The organism is Amorphoplanes friuliensis DSM 7358, from assembly GCF_000494755.1.
In the GTDB taxonomy this organism is placed as follows: Bacteria; Actinomycetota; Actinomycetes; order Mycobacteriales; family Micromonosporaceae; genus Actinoplanes; species Actinoplanes friuliensis.
Window position 1 is genome coordinate 8650520 of record NC_022657.1, and the last position, 15015, is coordinate 8665534.

Consider the following 15015-nt stretch of genomic DNA (forward strand, 5'->3'; position numbering starts at 1 on the left):
GGGTCCTACTGAGCTTCGATGATCATTCCTGCGCCGACCGTCCGGTTGGTCGCCTCGTCGATCAGGATGAAGCCACCCGTCGTGCGGTTGCGCCGGTATTCGTCGGCCAGCAACGGGATCGTCGTGCGCAGCTTGACCCGGCCGATCTCGTTCAGGCCCAGCTGAGGCGCGGTCTCGTCGCGGTGCAGCGTGTTCACGTCGAGCCTGTACTGCAGGCCGCGGACCACGGCGCGGGCCGTCCGGGTCGTGTGCTTGATCGTGTATTTCGCACCGACCCGCAGCGGGGCGGTCTCGTCCATCCAGCAGACCATCGCCTCGACGTCCTGAGCGACCGCCGGGGCGTTGTTCGGCCGGCAGATCATGTCGCCGCGGGAGATGTCAATCTCGTCGGCCAGCCGCACCGTCACGGACATCGGCGGGAAAGCCTCGTCGACCGGGCCGTCCGCGGTGTCGATGGCCGAAATCTTGCTGGTCATCCCGGACGGCAGCACCATCACGTCGTCACCGGGCTTCAGCACACCCGAGGCGACCTGACCGGCGTAGCCGCGGTAGTCGGTGACCACCGTCGACTGGGGACGGATGACGTACTGCACCGGGAAGCGCACGTCGACCAGGTTGCGGTCCGAGGCGATGTGCACGTGCTCGAGGTGGTGCAGCAGCGACGGGCCCTCGTACCACGGGCTCTTCTCGGAGCGGGAGGCGATGTTGTCACCCTCGAGCGCCGAGATCGGGATGACCGTCAGGTCGGGAGCGTCGAGCTTCGCCGCGAACGAGGTGAACTCGTCGGCGATCTTCTCGTAGACCTCGCGGTCCCAGTCGACCAGGTCCATCTTGTTGACACAGAGCACCAGGTGCGGGACCCGCAGCAGCGAGGTGAGGAACGCGTGCCGCCGGGACTGCTCGACGAGACCCTTACGGGCGTCGACCAGGATCAGCGCCAGGTCGGCCGTCGAAGCGCCGGTGACCATGTTGCGGGTGTACTGGATGTGCCCCGGGGTGTCCGCGATGATGAACTTGCGCCGCGGCGTCGCGAAGTAGCGGTACGCCACGTCGATCGTGATGCCCTGCTCGCGTTCGGCCCGCAGGCCGTCGGTGAGCAGCGCCAGGTTGGTGTATTCGTCACCACGCGCCGCACTGACCGCCTCGACCGCCTCGAGCTGGTCGGAGAAGAGCGACTTGGTGTCGTAGAGCAGACGGCCGATCAGGGTCGACTTGCCGTCGTCGACGCTGCCGGCGGTCGCGAACCGCAGCAGGTCCATGCTGCGGGCGGCAGCTTCCTCGGACTCCAGCGTTGCCTGACTCATCAGAAGTAGCCTTCCCGCTTACGGTCTTCCATCGCGGCCTCGCTGACCTTGTCGTCGCCCCGGGTGGCGCCCCGCTCGGTGATCCGGGTCGCCGCGACCTCGTCGATGACCTTCTCGACCGTGTCGGCGTCGGAGAGCACCGCGGCGGTCTGGGACGCGTCGCCCACCGTGCGGTAGCGCACCGTCCGCGTCTCGACGGTCTCGCCGGCACGGGGAACGATGAACTCGTTGACCGCGTAGAACATCCCGTCGCGTTCGACGACCTCACGGTCGTGCGCGTAGTAGATGCTCGGGAGCGCGATCTCCTCCTTGGCGATGTAGTGCCACACGTCCAGCTCGGTCCAGTTGGAGAGCGGGAACACGCGGATCGACTCGCCCGGGTGGTGCCGGCCGTTGTAGAGCGACCACAGCTCGGGGCGCTGGTTCTTGGGGTCCCACTGGCCGAACTCGTCGCGGAAGCTGAACATCCGCTCCTTGGCCCGGGCCTTCTCCTCGTCGCGGCGGGCGCCGCCGAAGAGCGCGTCGAAGCGGTATTTCTCGACGGCCGCGAGGAGCACCGGGGTCTGGATCCGGTTGCGGGTGCCGTCCGGCAGCTCGCGGACCGTCCCGGAGTCGATGGCCTCCTGCACGCTCGCCACGACCAGGTTGAGCCCCAGCTCGGTGACCCGCGTGTCGCGGTATTCCAGGACCTCGGGGAAGTTGTGACCGGTGTCGACGTGCATGACCGGGAAGGGGATGCGCGCCGGCGCGAACGCCTTCTCCGCCAGGCGGAGCATGACGATCGAGTCCTTGCCGCCGGAGAAGAGCAGCACGGGCCGCTCGAACTCGGCCATGACCTCGCGCATGACAAAAATGCTCTCGGCTTCGAGAGCGTCGAGATGCGAGACGCGGTAGGGCTTCGTCTGGCTCACGGAATCCCAGACCTTTCGTGTGTCAGCCGATCAATGCCGGGGGTCGATTACGGGAGGTGCCGCTGCAGCGCTGCGAGCAGTCGGGGAGCGAGATCCTTACGACAGACCACCAGATCCGGCAACTTCGGATCGGCCTGGTTGTATTTCAACGCACTTCCGTCGATTCGGGAAGCATGTAGACCAGTGGCCGACGCCACAGCAACCGGTGCGGCACTGTCCCACTCGTACTGACCGCCCGCGTGGATGTACGCGTCGGCCTCGCCGTTGATCACCGCGGCGATCTTCACACCGGCGGAACCCATCGGCACCAGCTCGGCGCCGATGTCCTCGGCGAGGGCCGTGACGAACGCCGGCGGCCGGGTGCGGCTGGCGGCGATGCGCATCGGTCCACCCGTCGCGGCGGCCAGCGGCAGCGGCGGATAGGCCGGCGCTTTGTCGGTGGCGAACGTCCGGTGCCGGGCGGGCATCGCGACGGCTCCGGCGGCCAGACAGTTCGGGCTGGAGCAGTCGGCCGTCCAGAGCGCGACGTGCACGGCCCAGTCCGAGCGGCCCTCCTCGGAGAACTCGCGGGTGCCGTCGAGCGGGTCGATGATCCAGACCCGGGACGCGTCGAGCCGGTCGGGGCGCACGGTGCCGTGCTCGCCTTCCTGCCACGCGACGCGGGAGTGGTCGTCCTCCTCCGACAGCACGGCGTCGGCGGGACGCCAGCGGGCGAGCTCGGCCGTCAGCAAATCGTGCGCGGCCTTGTCACCGGCGGCCTTGAGTGCCTTGCCGTCGGCGTACCCCACGTCCTCGCGGACCTGGAGCAGCACCTGCCCGGCACGGTCGGCCAGCCAGCGCGCGAACGCGGCGTCGATGACCGGTGGCGTGCCGCCCTCGGAAGGGTCACGCTGACCGGCAATGCGCGCCGACGTCCCTGTCTGCTCGCCCATCGTCTTGAATCCTCTCCGCTGCTTCCTCTGGTGCGAACCGCTCAGTACGCCCCGGAGGAGCGAACCACGGCGGTCATCGTCCGCAAAAGGATCACCAAGTCCAAGCTCAGCGACCAGTTCTCCACATAGCGCAGGTCCAGCCTGACCGCCTCCTCCCACGGGAGGTCCGATCGTCCGGAAACCTGCCAAAGGCCCGTCATGCCCGGCTTGACGGCCAAGCGGCGACGCACGTCGTCGGCGTAGGCGGCCACCTCCGACGGCAACGGCGGACGCGGCCCGACCAACGACATCTGCCCGGCCAGGACGTTCAGCAACTGCGGAAGCTCGTCCAGCGAGAGCCTCCGCAACCACCGTCCGACCGGCGTCACACGCGGGTCGTCACGCATTTTGAAGAGCACACCGTCGTACTCGTTGAGATGCCGGAGCTCGGCCAGCCGGGCCTCGGCATCGACGTACATGCTGCGGAACTTGAAGATGCGGAACTCGGACCCGTCACGACCGACCCGCACCTGACGGAAGAGTACCGGTCCGCGTGAGGTCACCCGGACGCAGAGTGCGACGGCCAGCAGCAGCGGTCCGAAGAGAATGAGCAGGGCCAGCGCTCCGAACCGATCGACGAGGTCCTTTACGATCCGCGCGCCGCCGTGCAGCCGCGGATGGTCGACGTGCAGCATCGGCAGCCCGTCGAACGGCCGGATGGTGGTGCGCGCGCCGGCCACGTCGATGAGCGCGCTGGCCACGACCAGGTCGACCTCGTCGCGTTCGAGTCGCCAGGCCAGGCGGCGCAGGACGGCACCGTCCAGCTCGGGGCAGCTCAGCACCACCACGGTGTCCGCGTCGGCGAGGTCAACCGCGTTCGCGACGTTGTCGAACGTGCCGAAGACGGGCAGGTCGATGACGCCGTCGTGGTTCGGCGGCAGGCAGGCGCCGACCACCTCCAGGCCGTGGTACTTCTCGCGGCGCAGCTGGCGCGTGATGCCGATGACCGACAGCTCGTGCCCGACGACCAGCACCCGGCGCAGGCTCTCGCCGCGCGCCCGGGACATGTGCAGCCGTTTTCGCAGGGCGAAGCGCAGGACCACGGCGGTCCCGATAGCCGTCGGCAGCGCGGCCAGGACGTAGGACCGGGCCAGATCAAGATCCAGCGCGTACGACACGACGGCCACACCCGCGATCAGGCCGACCCCGCCCCGGAACACCCGCTGGTACTCGTCCGTGCCGACGAACAGGAACCGGCGCTCGTACGCCCGGCTCACCACCAGCACGGCGAGCAGCACGACCGGCAGCAACGCCGAGAGCAACAGGTACGAGCGGTTGTAGGTGGTCACCTCGTCGCCGAAGCGCAGGCCGAACGTCACCGCACCCGCTGCCACACCCGCCAGCAGGTCGCAGAGGACGAGGGTGCGGACGTACCGGCGTTCCCAGCGCTGGCGCCGCGACATCGCCGCGTGCCTGCCCCGCACGCGGATGAAGGGGCGGGTCGGCGGCCGGGCGGCGGACTGCTTGTTCCGCTCGGGCGACCAGTGCCGCTCCACGGCCCGGTTGCGGGCCCGCTCGGCCGGATCGTGCCCGCCGGCACCGGCCAGCGGCGGTGCGTTGTCGACGATCTCGCCCGTGTCGTCACCGGGCGGCCGGGCCGGCGCCGGAATCTTGGTGTTCCGGGACCGGTGCGGCGACGGCCGGTGCGGGCGCGGGCCGTGGTTGGCCGGCGGGTGATTGGCCGGACCGTAGTTCTCCGGATGCGGGTCCACCGGCTGGACGTCACGGCGCTGAACCGTCGGCAGCAGCACCGTCGGCTCACCCAGTGTCGCCTCGTGGCCTTCGGACAGGTCCTGGTGCATCCGAACCTCCCCCGTGCCGCGCGTTTCCGCGCACCGTTTCGGTGCGCTACGTGACCAACGCGCTAACCGGGGGCAGCGTCACGGGATCGATAGACGGACAAAACGGCCGTAACGATCTATCTGATCGGCCACCGTTTCATCAGCTTCCGTGGTATTTGTTCTGCGCCCACTCGACACCCTCCAGCACGACCGCCTCCACCACGTCGGCGGCTCGATCGACCAGAAAGTCCAGCTCTTTGCGCTCCGCACCGGCGAAGTCGGACAGCACGTAGTCCGCCGGGTCCTGCCGGCCGGGCGGCCGGCCGATGCCGAACCGGACCCTCGCGTACTCCTTGCTACCGAGCGATTTTGACATCGAGCGCAGCCCATTGTGACCACCCTCACCACCGCCGCGCTTCACCCGCACCTGCCCGTACGGCACGTCGAGCTCGTCGTGGACGGCAATGACGTTCTCCACGGGCACCTTGAAGAACTGCGACAGCGCCACCACCGGCGCACCCGAGAGGTTCATGAACGTCAACGGCTTGACCAGGATCAGCTTCGGCCCGCCGAACCCGAGCCGCCCCTCGGCGACCTCGGCCACGGCACGCTTGTGCCGGCCGAACTTGCCGCCCACCCGGGACGCCAGCAGCTCGGCCACCATGAAGCCCACGTTGTGGCGGTTGCCGGCGTACTCGCGGCCGGGGTTGCCCAGACCGACCACCAGGAAGGGCGCCTCGTCCGTCATCGGTTCTCCTTACGACAAGAGGGAAAGTGCCCCTCGGGCACTTTCCCTCTCAGATCGCGGTTCTGCGGGTCAGGAAGCGGCTTCCTCGGAAGCAGCCTCGGACTCGGCGCCGGCCTCGGCGGAGTCGCCGGTGTCGCCCTCGAGCTGCTCAGCGGTCTGCGCGGCGGAGACCAGAGCAAGCACGAAGTCGGGCTCGACGGCCAGCTCGGTGCCCTCCGGAAGGTTGACGTCGCCGGCGGTGACCTGCGCGCCGGCCTCCAGGCCCTCGATCGAGACCTCGAAGCCGTTCGGCAGGTGCATCGCCTCGGCCACGACGGCCAGGGTGTTGGACTCGCTGACGACCAGGGTGTTGCGGGCGGCCTCGCCGACCAGGGTCACCGGGACGTCGACCTGGACCTTCTCGCCACGCTTGACGATGATCAGGTCGATGTGCTCGTAGGTGTCCTTGATCGGGTCACGCTGGATGGCCTTCGGCAGGGCGAGCGTCGGGCCGGCGCTGCCGACGACGTCGATCGTGAAGACCTGGTTGAGGCCACCGTGGCGGATCGCCGCGGCGAACTCACGCGCGGGGACCGCGATGTGGACGGGGGCTTCGCCGTGGCCGTACAGCACGGCGGGCACGAGGCCGGCCCGGCGCGTGCGGCGGGCACCACCCTTGCCGAACTCGGTACGGGGCTCGGCGCTGATCTTTACCTCGGACACGGGGAAACTCCTGAAAACGTTGGAACGGGCGGCGTCTAAGTCGGCGGGGCTGCGGGCAAATCGGCGCTCGGCGAAGGGGCGCGCAGGGCACAGGCCCGGAGCACCGCGTCGATCACGGTGCCTCAAGCGAACTCTGCAAACTGCAGCAGACCGCGTGGCACCCTCGCCGTGGCAACCGCACCAGCTTACCTGCCGCGCCCGCACCCGAACCGGCGGGTCCCGCCGGATCACTCTCCCTGCGAAAATTTCACCCGCACGATGCAAGTTGCAGGCCCAGGTCAGACCCCGCCCGGGGTCAGCTCAGGCCACCGAAGAGGGTGGTCACCGAACCGTCGTCGAAGACCTCGCGGATCGCCCGCGCCAGCAGCGGCGCGATCGACAGCACGGTGATCTTGTCGAGCTGCTTCTCCGGCGGCAGCGGCAGCGTGTTGGTCACCACGAGCTCGCTGATCCGGCTGTTCTTGAGACGCTCGGTCGCGGGGTCCGACAGCAGGGCGTGGGTCGACGCGACGATCACGTCGGCGGCGCCCGAGTCGAACAGGATGTCCGCGGCCTTGGTGATCGTGCCACCGGTGTCGATCATGTCGTCGACGATCAGGCAGACCCGGCCCTCGACCTCACCGACCACACGGTTGGCCACGACCTGGTTGGGCTTCAGCGGGTCGCGGGTCTTGTGGATGAACGCCAGCGGGCAACCGCCCAGGCGGTCCGTCCACCGTTCCGCCACCCGGACCCGGCCGGAGTCCGGGGCCACGACCGTCATCGGCCGGCCCTCGAACTTGTGCATCACGTGCTCGGCGAGGATGTCCATCGCGAACAGGTGGTCCACCGGCCCGTCGAAGAAGCCCTGAATCTGCGCGGTGTGCAGGTCGACCGTCAGGATGCGGTTGGCACCCGCGGTCTTCAGCAGGTCGGCCACCAGCCGCGCCGAGATCGGCTCGCGACCGCGGTGCTTCTTGTCCTGCCGGGAGTACGGGTAGAACGGCAGGACCACCGTGATCCGCTTGGCCGATCCGCGCTTGAGCGCGTCGACCATGATCAGGGTCTCCATGACCCACCGGTTCACACCCTCGGTGACCGACTGGACGACAAAGGCGTCCGAGCCGCGGACCGAGTCCCTGAACCGGACGAAGATCTCGCCGTTGGCGAACTCATACGAATCCGACGGGGTCGGCGCGACGCCGAGCACCTGTCCGATCTCCTCCGCCAGCTCCGGGAAGCCCTGGCCGGAGAAAAGCATCAAACTCTTACGGTTCTCCGCGACGATGCTGCCCATCGGCTCGTCCGCTCCCGTGCAATCGAGGGGTTGTCACCTGAAGTATTACCCGCGGCCGTCCCGGCGCCACGTGCCGGATCCAGGGCGTGGGATGCCTCACCCCAGCTTGCGCTGATCAGGCGCCGGTGTCATCGGTCTGCGGCTTCCCGGCGCGCTCCGCAGCATCGGCCGAGACGGTGCCGGGACGCTTGCGCGCCGTCCACCCCTCGACGTTGCGCTGCGGTGCGCGCGTGACGCCCAGATTGCCCGCCGGAACGTCCTTGGTGACCGCGCTGCCCGCGGCGACGTACGCCCCCGGGCCGATCTCCACCGGCGCGATGAGCACGGTGTCGCTGCCGACGAAGGCCGCCTCGCCCACCGTGGTGTGACTCTTGGTGACACCGTCGTAGTTGGCGAAGATCGTGCCCGCGCCGATGTTCGCTTTCGGCCCGATCGTCGCGTCACCGACGTAGGTCAGGTGCGGCACCTTCGCGCCGGCGCCGAGCTCGGCGTTCTTCGCCTCGACAAAACCGCCGATCTTGGCCTTGCGGCCCAGGCGGGTGCCCGGGCGCAGGTACGAGTACGGGCCGACCGTGGCGTCCGGCCCGATCTCCGCACCGATCGAGTGGGTCCGCAGCACCGTCGCGCCGGCCGCCACCACGGTGTCGACGAGCGTCGTGTCGGGGCCGACAACGGCGCCGGTGGCCACGGTTGTCGTGCCCTGGAGCTGGGAATTCTGGTCGACGACCGCGTCGGCCTCGAGCGTCACCGTCACGTCGATCCAGGTGGTCGCCGGGTCGTGGATCGCCACTCCCGAGCGCATCCAGCCGGTGTTGATCCGGTCGCGCAGCAGCGCCCGCAGCCGGGCCAGCTCGGCCCGGTCGTTGCACCCGAGGGTCTCCAGCGCGTCGGCCGCGACGTGCACGCCGACTGCGTGACCCACGGCGGCGAGCAGGCCGAAGACGTCGGTCAGATATTCCTCGCCCTGGTCGTTGTCGGTCGACAGCTTGCCCAGCGCCTCGCGCAGCAGCACGGCGTCGAAGGCGTAGATGCCGGCGTTGACCTCGCGGACCGCGCGCACCTCGGGTGAGGCGTCGCGCTCCTCGACGATGCGCTCGAGGTTGCCGGCGCTGTCCCGCACGATCCGGCCCAGACCCGCCGGGTCGGGGACCTCGGCGGCGAGCACGGTGGCGCCCCGGCTGGTGGACTCGTGCGCGGCGACCAGGTCGGCGACCGTGCCGGGGCGCAGCAGCGGCACGTCGGCGTTGAGCACGACCACGGTGCCGGAAGCCTCGGGGATCGCCTCGAGGGCGATGCGGACGGCGTGACCGGTGCCGTTCTGCTCGGCCTGCAGGACCGGGGTGGCGCCGGGGGCGATCTCGGTGAGGTGCGCGCGCACCTGGTCGGCCTTGTGACCGACGACCACGACCGTGCGGGAGGCCTGCGCGGCCTCGGCGGCATGCAGCACGTGACCGAGCAGTGTGCGGCCGAGCAGCGGGTGCAGCATCTTGGGCGTCGCGGACTTCATCCGCTTGCCCTCACCGGCGGCAAGAACGACAACGGTACGGCTCTGGGCCTGGCTCACGCGGGACTCCATCGATCGCAGTGGCTATGCAGAACAGCGGCGGCTATGCAGAACAGCGGCGTCAGGCTCAACCGCGGACTCGGAGCTCCCGGGAGAGGATTCGAACCCCTATAAACGGCACCAAAAGCCGTGGTCCTACCCTTAGACGACCCGGGAGGGCTTGGCGGACATAACGCGAGGTCATGTTCGCGGCTCACATACTAGCGTCTCCGGAACAACCGGTCGCGCGGCAATGCGACGCGACAAGCCCGACCCGACAAGGATCTCCGACCACACGCCGGAGCCGGGACGGATTGTGCGTTTTCCGCGGGTGACCCCGTGAATTCAGGACCGCGGGTGCGCCGCGAAGAAGGTCCAGATCACCGGTGTCGCCGCGACCGCGTCCGAGGGCGGGTCCAGCTTCAGGAGCTTCTGGGCGATCGGCGCCGGACGGGACCCCGGCCACTGATGACCCGCTCCGGCCACCGAGATCAGCTCGACCGCGCGCCCGTCCGGGCACGTCGCGATCGACGTGGTGACCGCTCCGGCCGTCTTCTCGGTCGGCGCCGCGCAGGAGTCGATCCGGCGCCACTCCGCGATCAGATCGGGGACCGCGGGCCCGTCGATCCGCGCCGGGAGCCGGCCCTTGCCGTCGTTGCTGCGCCGGCCCGGCCCGCCCGCGTACGGGATGGTCGGGTCGTCCTTGCCGTGGATGTGGATGATCGAGATCGGGGACGGGGAGTCGCAAGAATTGATCATCGTGCCGGCCACCGGGCCGATCGCGGCGAAGATCTTCGTCTCACAGGCCAGCCGGTACGCGAGCAGCGCGCCGTTCGAAATTCCCGTGACGTAGACGCGTTGCGGGTCCACCGCCGGCACCGCCCCCGCCAGCTGCGTGATGAAACCGACGTCGTCCACGTCGTCGCGGGCCGCCACCCCGCAGCAGTCCTTGCTCGCGTTCCAGGTGCGGTTCACCCCGTCCGGGTACGCGACGACAAAGCCACCCTTGTCGGCCTCGGCGTCCCACCCGTACGACTCCTCGGCCTGGCGGCCGGTGCCGACCGCGCCGTGGAGCACGATCACCAGCGGGGCGTTCGCCCGCGCCGAGGCCGGGCGGTACAGCAGATAGGTCCGGTCCCGCCCGTCGACAGCGAGCTTGGCGCTCGACTTGCCGACGGGCAGGGCGGCGGACGGCGAAGGTGCCGGCTGCGGGGCGTTCCGGGTGCAGCCGGAGAGGGCGAGCAGTACGACAGCCACCAGGGCGGGCAGGCGCTTCATCTCGTCACCGTTCACCTTCGATGTTCGGGTTGCGTACGGGCAGGGTCAGCGTTTGTTCATCTCGAGCAGCTCCCAGCCGCCCTCGGGACGGGCGTCCGTCTTGTTGGTCCGCAGGTTCATCGGGTTGGCCATGCCGATGTAGAGCCCGCCCTTGCCGTTCGGGATCATGTTGCGGATGCCGTAGTTGAGGTAGTTGCCGAGGCCACGGGTGTTCACCGCCGTCGCCGGTTCGGTCGAGGACGGGAACATGTAGAGGTCGCCGCCGAAGTTCGCCGGGCTGACCAGCGGCTTGTGCCAGTTGTCGGGGTCGGCGAGGGCCTTGCGGGCCTTGGCGTTGACCGGCGGGGCGGCACCGGCGAGCAGATCCTTGACCAGGTAGCTCCAGTCCATCGTGCCGACGAAGAGCTTGTTGTCGACGACGGTCATGCGCCACGTGTAGTTGTTGAACAGCTGACCGAAGCCGGACTTGCCGTACAGCGGCGTGTAGTTCGTGGACTTGTCCGACCAGGTGGACGTGGCGGGATCCCAGGCGGGCAGCGTCTTCTCGCCGTACAGGAGCTCGATCTTCTGGGTCGGCAGCCCGAGGTCCTTGCCGCGCCAGATGCTGACCGCCCGCTGGGTCTTCACGGCCTGGTCCTTGGCGGCCTGGTCGTCGACGGGCGGGTAGACGGTCGCGTGCACGGTGCTGGACTTCATCGGGACGTGCATCGTGCCCCAGTAGACGTACCCGTCGAAGGCCGCGATGCCACCGCCGCCGTAGGTCGCGGAGATGACACGGTCGGGCTCGTAGAGGCGCGCGTTCCAGACCTGCTTCCAGCCGGCCGAGTCCTCGGGGTTGAGGCCGGGAGTGCCGTCGGCGAGTTTCGGGCTGATCCAGAGACCGGCGAGCATCTGCTGGGTGGTGGGCTGCTCGGCGGGCCAGCTGGTCGCGGCGATCCGGCCGTCGTAGACGGTCAGGTCGGCGGCCTGCACGGGCAGGGCCGCCACGGTCTGGAAGGCGAACGGGTCGGTCGTGGAACCGTTCCAGCGCCAGACGGCACCACCGGCGGAACCGTTACGGCCGATGCCGACACCGAGGTAGAGCGCGTCCTCGGCGACCAGGAACGTCCGGATGTTGCCGTAGTCCGGGAAGTTGACCGAGCCGAGGTACTGCTTGGTGGTGGCGTCGAAGGCGAACATGTTGAGCGTGTTCTCCAGCGCCGGGCCGCCGAGCAGCACGACGTTGCCGAAGTTGCCGGCGGCGCGCAGACCGAGGGTGTGGGCGAGGCGCGTGGCGTCCTCGGGTGATTTCGCGCGGATCTCGGCACTCTTGTTGACGCTGCGCCCGGTGGCGGTGTCGTACGTCCACACCTCGGGTGCGCGCATGTCACCGAGGTACTCCGGGATCGCCGGGTCCGTCTTGGCGTGCTGGCTCTCGCCGTACTCACAGGTCCAGTTGTCGTTGGCCGTCGGCTTGACGTAGTCGAGCGTCGCGCCGCTGACCAGGCAGTGCACGTTGGCGCCGGTCCCGAACCAGATCATCTTGCCGACCTGGGTCAGGCCCCACACGTACGCCTGGTTGACCTTGGACTGGCCGGTGCGGCAGGGAGGGCCGGCCGGGTACGGCTGACCGACACCGGCAAAACACTGGTCGGCCTTGGCCTTGGCGAGCAGCGTGAACTTGTACTGCGGGGCTGCCGCCGCGGCCGGTGACACCGCCACGCCCGCCGACACGACAGCGATGGCCGCTGCCGCGAGAAGTCTTCTTATATTGATCAACGTGATTTCCTTCCGGATACGCAAACGAGCGCCACCGCGGATGCGGGGGCGCACGGGGTGAAGCGGGCGGGCGGCGCCGTGGGATGCGCCGCCCGCCCACGCGGAGTTAGCTCGAGGGAGCAGTGAGCTTGATCAGCTCCCAGCCACCCTCCGGAACGTCGTCGGTCGGATCGGTACGCAGATTCATCGGGTTGGCCATGCCGACGTACAGGTCGTCGCCGTCCGGGACCATGTTGCGGATCCCGTAATTGAGGTAGTTGCCGAGACCGGTGATGCTGACCTGCTGGGCCGGCTCCGACGCGGACGGGAACATCCACAGGTCCCCGCCGAAGGCCGCCGGATCGATGGCCGAGGCGCCGACCCCCGACCGGTCGGCGGTGGTGAAGCCGGAACCCTGGGCCAGCAGGTCCTGGGCGATGTAACTCCAGTCCATGGTTCCGACGTAGAGGCGCCCGCCGGCCACGGCCATCCGCCACGTGTAGTTGTTGAACGGGTACCCGAAGCCGGACTTGCCGTACAGCGGTGTCCGGCCGGTGGACACCTTCGACCACGTCGCGGTGGCCGGGTCGTACGTCGGCAGTTCCGTCTCGCCGTACAGGAGATCGATCTGCTGGGTGGGCAGTCCGAGGTCCTTGCCCCGCCAGATGGAGATGCCGCGCTGGGTGTTGACGACCTGGTTGACCTTGGCCTCGTCGGTGGTCTGGGGGTAGACCGACTGGTGCACCTTGGTGGCCTTCATCGGCACGTGCATCGTGCCCCAGTAGAGGTAACCGCCGAACGACGCGACACCACCACCACCGTAGGTCGCGGCGACAACCCGGTCGGTCTCGTAGAGCCGCGCATGCCACACCTGCTTCCAGCCGGTGGCGTCCTCGGTGGTCAGGCCGGGTGCACCGTCGGCGAGCACCGGGCTGATCCAGACCCCGGCCAGCCGGTCCACGGTGGTGGGTTGCTCGGCGGGCCAGCTCGTGGTCGCGATCCGGCCGTCGTGGTAGGTCAGGTCGGCGGCCTGCACGGGCAGCGTCGCCACCTGATCGAAGGTGAACGGCGCCCGCCTGCTGCCGGTCCAGCGCAGCACGGCACCGCCCGAGATGCCGTTCGTCCCGACACCCACCCCGAGATAAAGCCCACCCTCGGCCTGCAAGAAGGTCCGGATGTTCCCGTACGCGGTGAGCGTCGCCGACCCCAGGAACCGCCGCGTCCGGTTGTCGAACGCGAACAGGTTCATCGAGTCGTTCAGTGCGGGCCCACCGAGCAGCACCACGCCGTCGAGGTTGCCGGCGGCTCGCAGACCGATGGTCGTCCGCAGCCGTTCCGCGTCGGCGGCCGAACGCGCCGAGATCTCACGGGACTTGTTCACCGACCGCTGGGTCCGCGCGTCGTAGAGCCACACCTCGGGCGGGCGCTGGTCGCCGATCTCGGCCGGCCACGTCGGGTCGTTCTTGACCGTCTGGCTCTCGCCGTACTCGCAGACGTAGTTGTCGTTGACCGTCGGCTTGAGGACGTCCAGGGTGGCCCCGCTGGTCAGGCAGTTCGGCTGCGCGCCGGTGCCGAACCAGACGTGGCTCCCGATCCGGGTCAGCCCCCAGACGTACGCCTGGTTGACCTTCGGCTGCCCCTCGGCGCACGGCGGGCCGGCCGGATAGGGCAGCCCGATGCCGTTGAAACACTCGTCGGCCTGCGCCTTGGCGAGCAGCTGGAACCAGTAGCTGTCGTCGTCGCCGGCAGCGGCAGCCGGGTTGACCGCCGCTGCGAGGGCGAGCACAGCCAGAGCAAGCACCGCGGTGGCACGGCGCAGAATTCGTCTCGCTCTCATGCGCGGACGGGCGACTTGACGCGGTGCGCGACACCATCGGCCCAGCCGGCCGGGTCGGCAAAACCGAGGAACGAGCCGAGCTTCGTGAGCTCACCGACCGGGTCGACCAGCAGGTCCTCGTAGGCCATGGTCAGCAGCTGCGCCGGCGGGTGATCACTGAGCACCTGCTCGGCCTGGCTGCTCATGAACGCGCACAGCGCCATGAACTTCTTCGGATCCGAGCCGCGCTCCCGCACGAGCTCCGCGGTGAGCCGGTCCGGCAGGTACGCCTCCAGCTCCGCCGGCACGTCCTGCCCCGGGGCGACGCGGAACGGGTCCACGCCGTACCGGCCCAGGGCCTCGATGCGCAGCTGGATGAGCTGGAAGACCGAGTGCTTGCTCATCGACGCGGCGGTGTCCGCCCAGTTGCGGGTCAGGTAGACGATCTTCGCCGTCGGGAAGTTCTCCAGGATGAACGGCGCGATCTGGCTGGAGCCGCCGGACCGTTCGACCCAGCGCTTGCGGCCGGTCTGCTCGGCCAGCAGGTCCAGGAACGCCTGGTGGTGGGCGCCGACGGTCTGCGACGGGAAGTCCGGCACCCGGGCGGCGAGCTTGTCGTAGAGCGTGTCCGGGTCGTCGGTCAGCTTCGCCAGCGTGATGCCGAGGATGCGCGGCAGGTTGACCATGTTGTCCGCCCAGCGGCCCGTCGCGGGATAGCGGATCTCCTTCGGCGGCAGGCCCACGCGGTGCAGCGCGGCCATCTCCTCCTTGGGGCTGCTCAGCACCGACCAGTACTCGGCGCCGGTGAGCAGGCCGTCGCCGCGTACCCAGGGGGCGACGGACATGAAGAACTCCTGCGCCGAACAGGTCTCCGGCTCCTCGACGATGAGGTCGGACAGCAGAGTCGAGCCACAGCGGCCGTTGCTGATGATGATCGAGCGATCCATG

Annotated in this window: 11 protein-coding genes, 1 tRNA gene and 1 pseudogene; all 13 read right to left on the bottom strand. The window is 69.2% G+C overall.

The window, feature by feature from the left end:
- Window positions 1–5: 5 nt before the first annotated feature.
- Window positions 6–1304: a sulfate adenylyltransferase subunit CysN gene (gene cysN / locus AFR_RS39875; RefSeq protein ID WP_023562525.1), complete on the bottom strand. Its 1299-nt coding sequence runs from the start codon at window positions 1302–1304 to the stop codon at window positions 6–8.
- The gene (gene cysD / locus AFR_RS39880; RefSeq protein WP_023562526.1) at window positions 1304–2215 is read right to left on the bottom strand and encodes a sulfate adenylyltransferase subunit CysD; all 912 of its coding nucleotides are present in this window, start codon (window positions 2213–2215) and stop codon (window positions 1304–1306) included. The genes cysN and cysD overlap by 1 nt, the downstream gene beginning before the upstream one ends.
- A 47-nt stretch (window positions 2216–2262) precedes the next feature.
- Window positions 2263–3147 (bottom strand): 3'(2'),5'-bisphosphate nucleotidase CysQ, encoded by an 885-nt coding sequence (locus tag AFR_RS39885; protein WP_023562527.1) that lies wholly within the window; start codon window positions 3145–3147, stop codon window positions 2263–2265.
- Window positions 3148–3188: 41 nt separating this feature from the next.
- On the bottom strand, window positions 3189–4988 hold the full coding sequence (locus tag AFR_RS39890) for a sugar transferase (protein WP_023562528.1): 1800 nt from the start codon (window positions 4986–4988) through the stop codon (window positions 3189–3191).
- Between the two features lie 139 nt (window positions 4989–5127).
- Window positions 5128–5715 carry an aminoacyl-tRNA hydrolase gene (gene pth, locus AFR_RS39895; RefSeq protein ID WP_023562529.1) on the bottom strand — a complete coding sequence of 196 codons (588 nt, stop codon included), beginning with the start codon at window positions 5713–5715 and terminating at the stop codon, window positions 5128–5130.
- Between the two features lie 69 nt (window positions 5716–5784).
- Window positions 5785–6417 carry a 50S ribosomal protein L25/general stress protein Ctc gene (locus AFR_RS39900; RefSeq protein WP_023562530.1) on the bottom strand — a complete coding sequence of 211 codons (633 nt, stop codon included), beginning with the start codon at window positions 6415–6417 and terminating at the stop codon, window positions 5785–5787.
- Between the two features lie 295 nt (window positions 6418–6712).
- Entirely contained in the window at window positions 6713–7693 is a 981-nt protein-coding gene (locus AFR_RS39905) for a ribose-phosphate diphosphokinase (protein ID WP_023562531.1), read from the bottom strand.
- Window positions 7657–9269, bottom strand: a pseudogene (gene glmU, locus AFR_RS39910) (bifunctional UDP-N-acetylglucosamine diphosphorylase/glucosamine-1-phosphate N-acetyltransferase GlmU). Before glmU ends, AFR_RS39905 begins: the two are co-directional and overlap by 37 nt.
- Window positions 9270–9342: 73 nt before the next feature.
- Window positions 9343–9413, bottom strand: a tRNA-Gln gene (locus AFR_RS39915).
- Between the two features lie 168 nt (window positions 9414–9581).
- Entirely contained in the window at window positions 9582–10514 is a 933-nt protein-coding gene (locus tag AFR_RS39920; RefSeq protein WP_052359910.1) for an extracellular catalytic domain type 1 short-chain-length polyhydroxyalkanoate depolymerase, read from the bottom strand.
- A gap of 45 nt (window positions 10515–10559) precedes the next feature.
- Window positions 10560–12296, bottom strand: a complete 1737-nt coding sequence (locus AFR_RS39925; RefSeq protein ID WP_238547193.1) for a hypothetical protein — start codon at window positions 12294–12296, stop codon at window positions 10560–10562.
- Window positions 12297–12378: 82 nt separating this feature from the next.
- Window positions 12379–14088, bottom strand: a complete 1710-nt coding sequence (locus AFR_RS39930; protein ID WP_041841492.1) for a hypothetical protein — start codon at window positions 14086–14088, stop codon at window positions 12379–12381.
- Window positions 14085–15014: a sulfotransferase gene (locus AFR_RS39935; protein WP_023562536.1), complete on the bottom strand. Its 930-nt coding sequence runs from the start codon at window positions 15012–15014 to the stop codon at window positions 14085–14087. Before AFR_RS39935 ends, AFR_RS39930 begins: the two co-directional genes overlap by 4 nt.
- Between the last annotated feature and the right edge of the window lies 1 nt (window position 15015).

Coding starts and splice junctions, on each gene's coding strand:
- AFR_RS39890 (WP_023562528.1), bottom strand. CDS start 4,988: ATGCACCAGGACCTGTCCGAAGGCCACGAGGCGACACTGGGTGAGCCG.
- AFR_RS39905 (WP_023562531.1), bottom strand. CDS start 7,693: ATGGGCAGCATCGTCGCGGAGAACCGTAAGAGTTTGATGCTTTTCTCC.
- AFR_RS39920 (WP_052359910.1), bottom strand. CDS start 10,514: ATGAAGCGCCTGCCCGCCCTGGTGGCTGTCGTACTGCTCGCCCTCTCC.
- AFR_RS39935 (WP_023562536.1), bottom strand. CDS start 15,014: ATGGATCGCTCGATCATCATCAGCAACGGCCGCTGTGGCTCGACTCTG.
- cysN (WP_023562525.1), bottom strand. CDS start 1,304: ATGAGTCAGGCAACGCTGGAGTCCGAGGAAGCTGCCGCCCGCAGCATG.
- pth (WP_023562529.1), bottom strand. CDS start 5,715: ATGACGGACGAGGCGCCCTTCCTGGTGGTCGGTCTGGGCAACCCCGGC.
- AFR_RS39930 (WP_041841492.1), bottom strand. CDS start 14,088: ATGAGAGCGAGACGAATTCTGCGCCGTGCCACCGCGGTGCTTGCTCTG.
- AFR_RS39885 (WP_023562527.1), bottom strand. CDS start 3,147: ATGGGCGAGCAGACAGGGACGTCGGCGCGCATTGCCGGTCAGCGTGAC.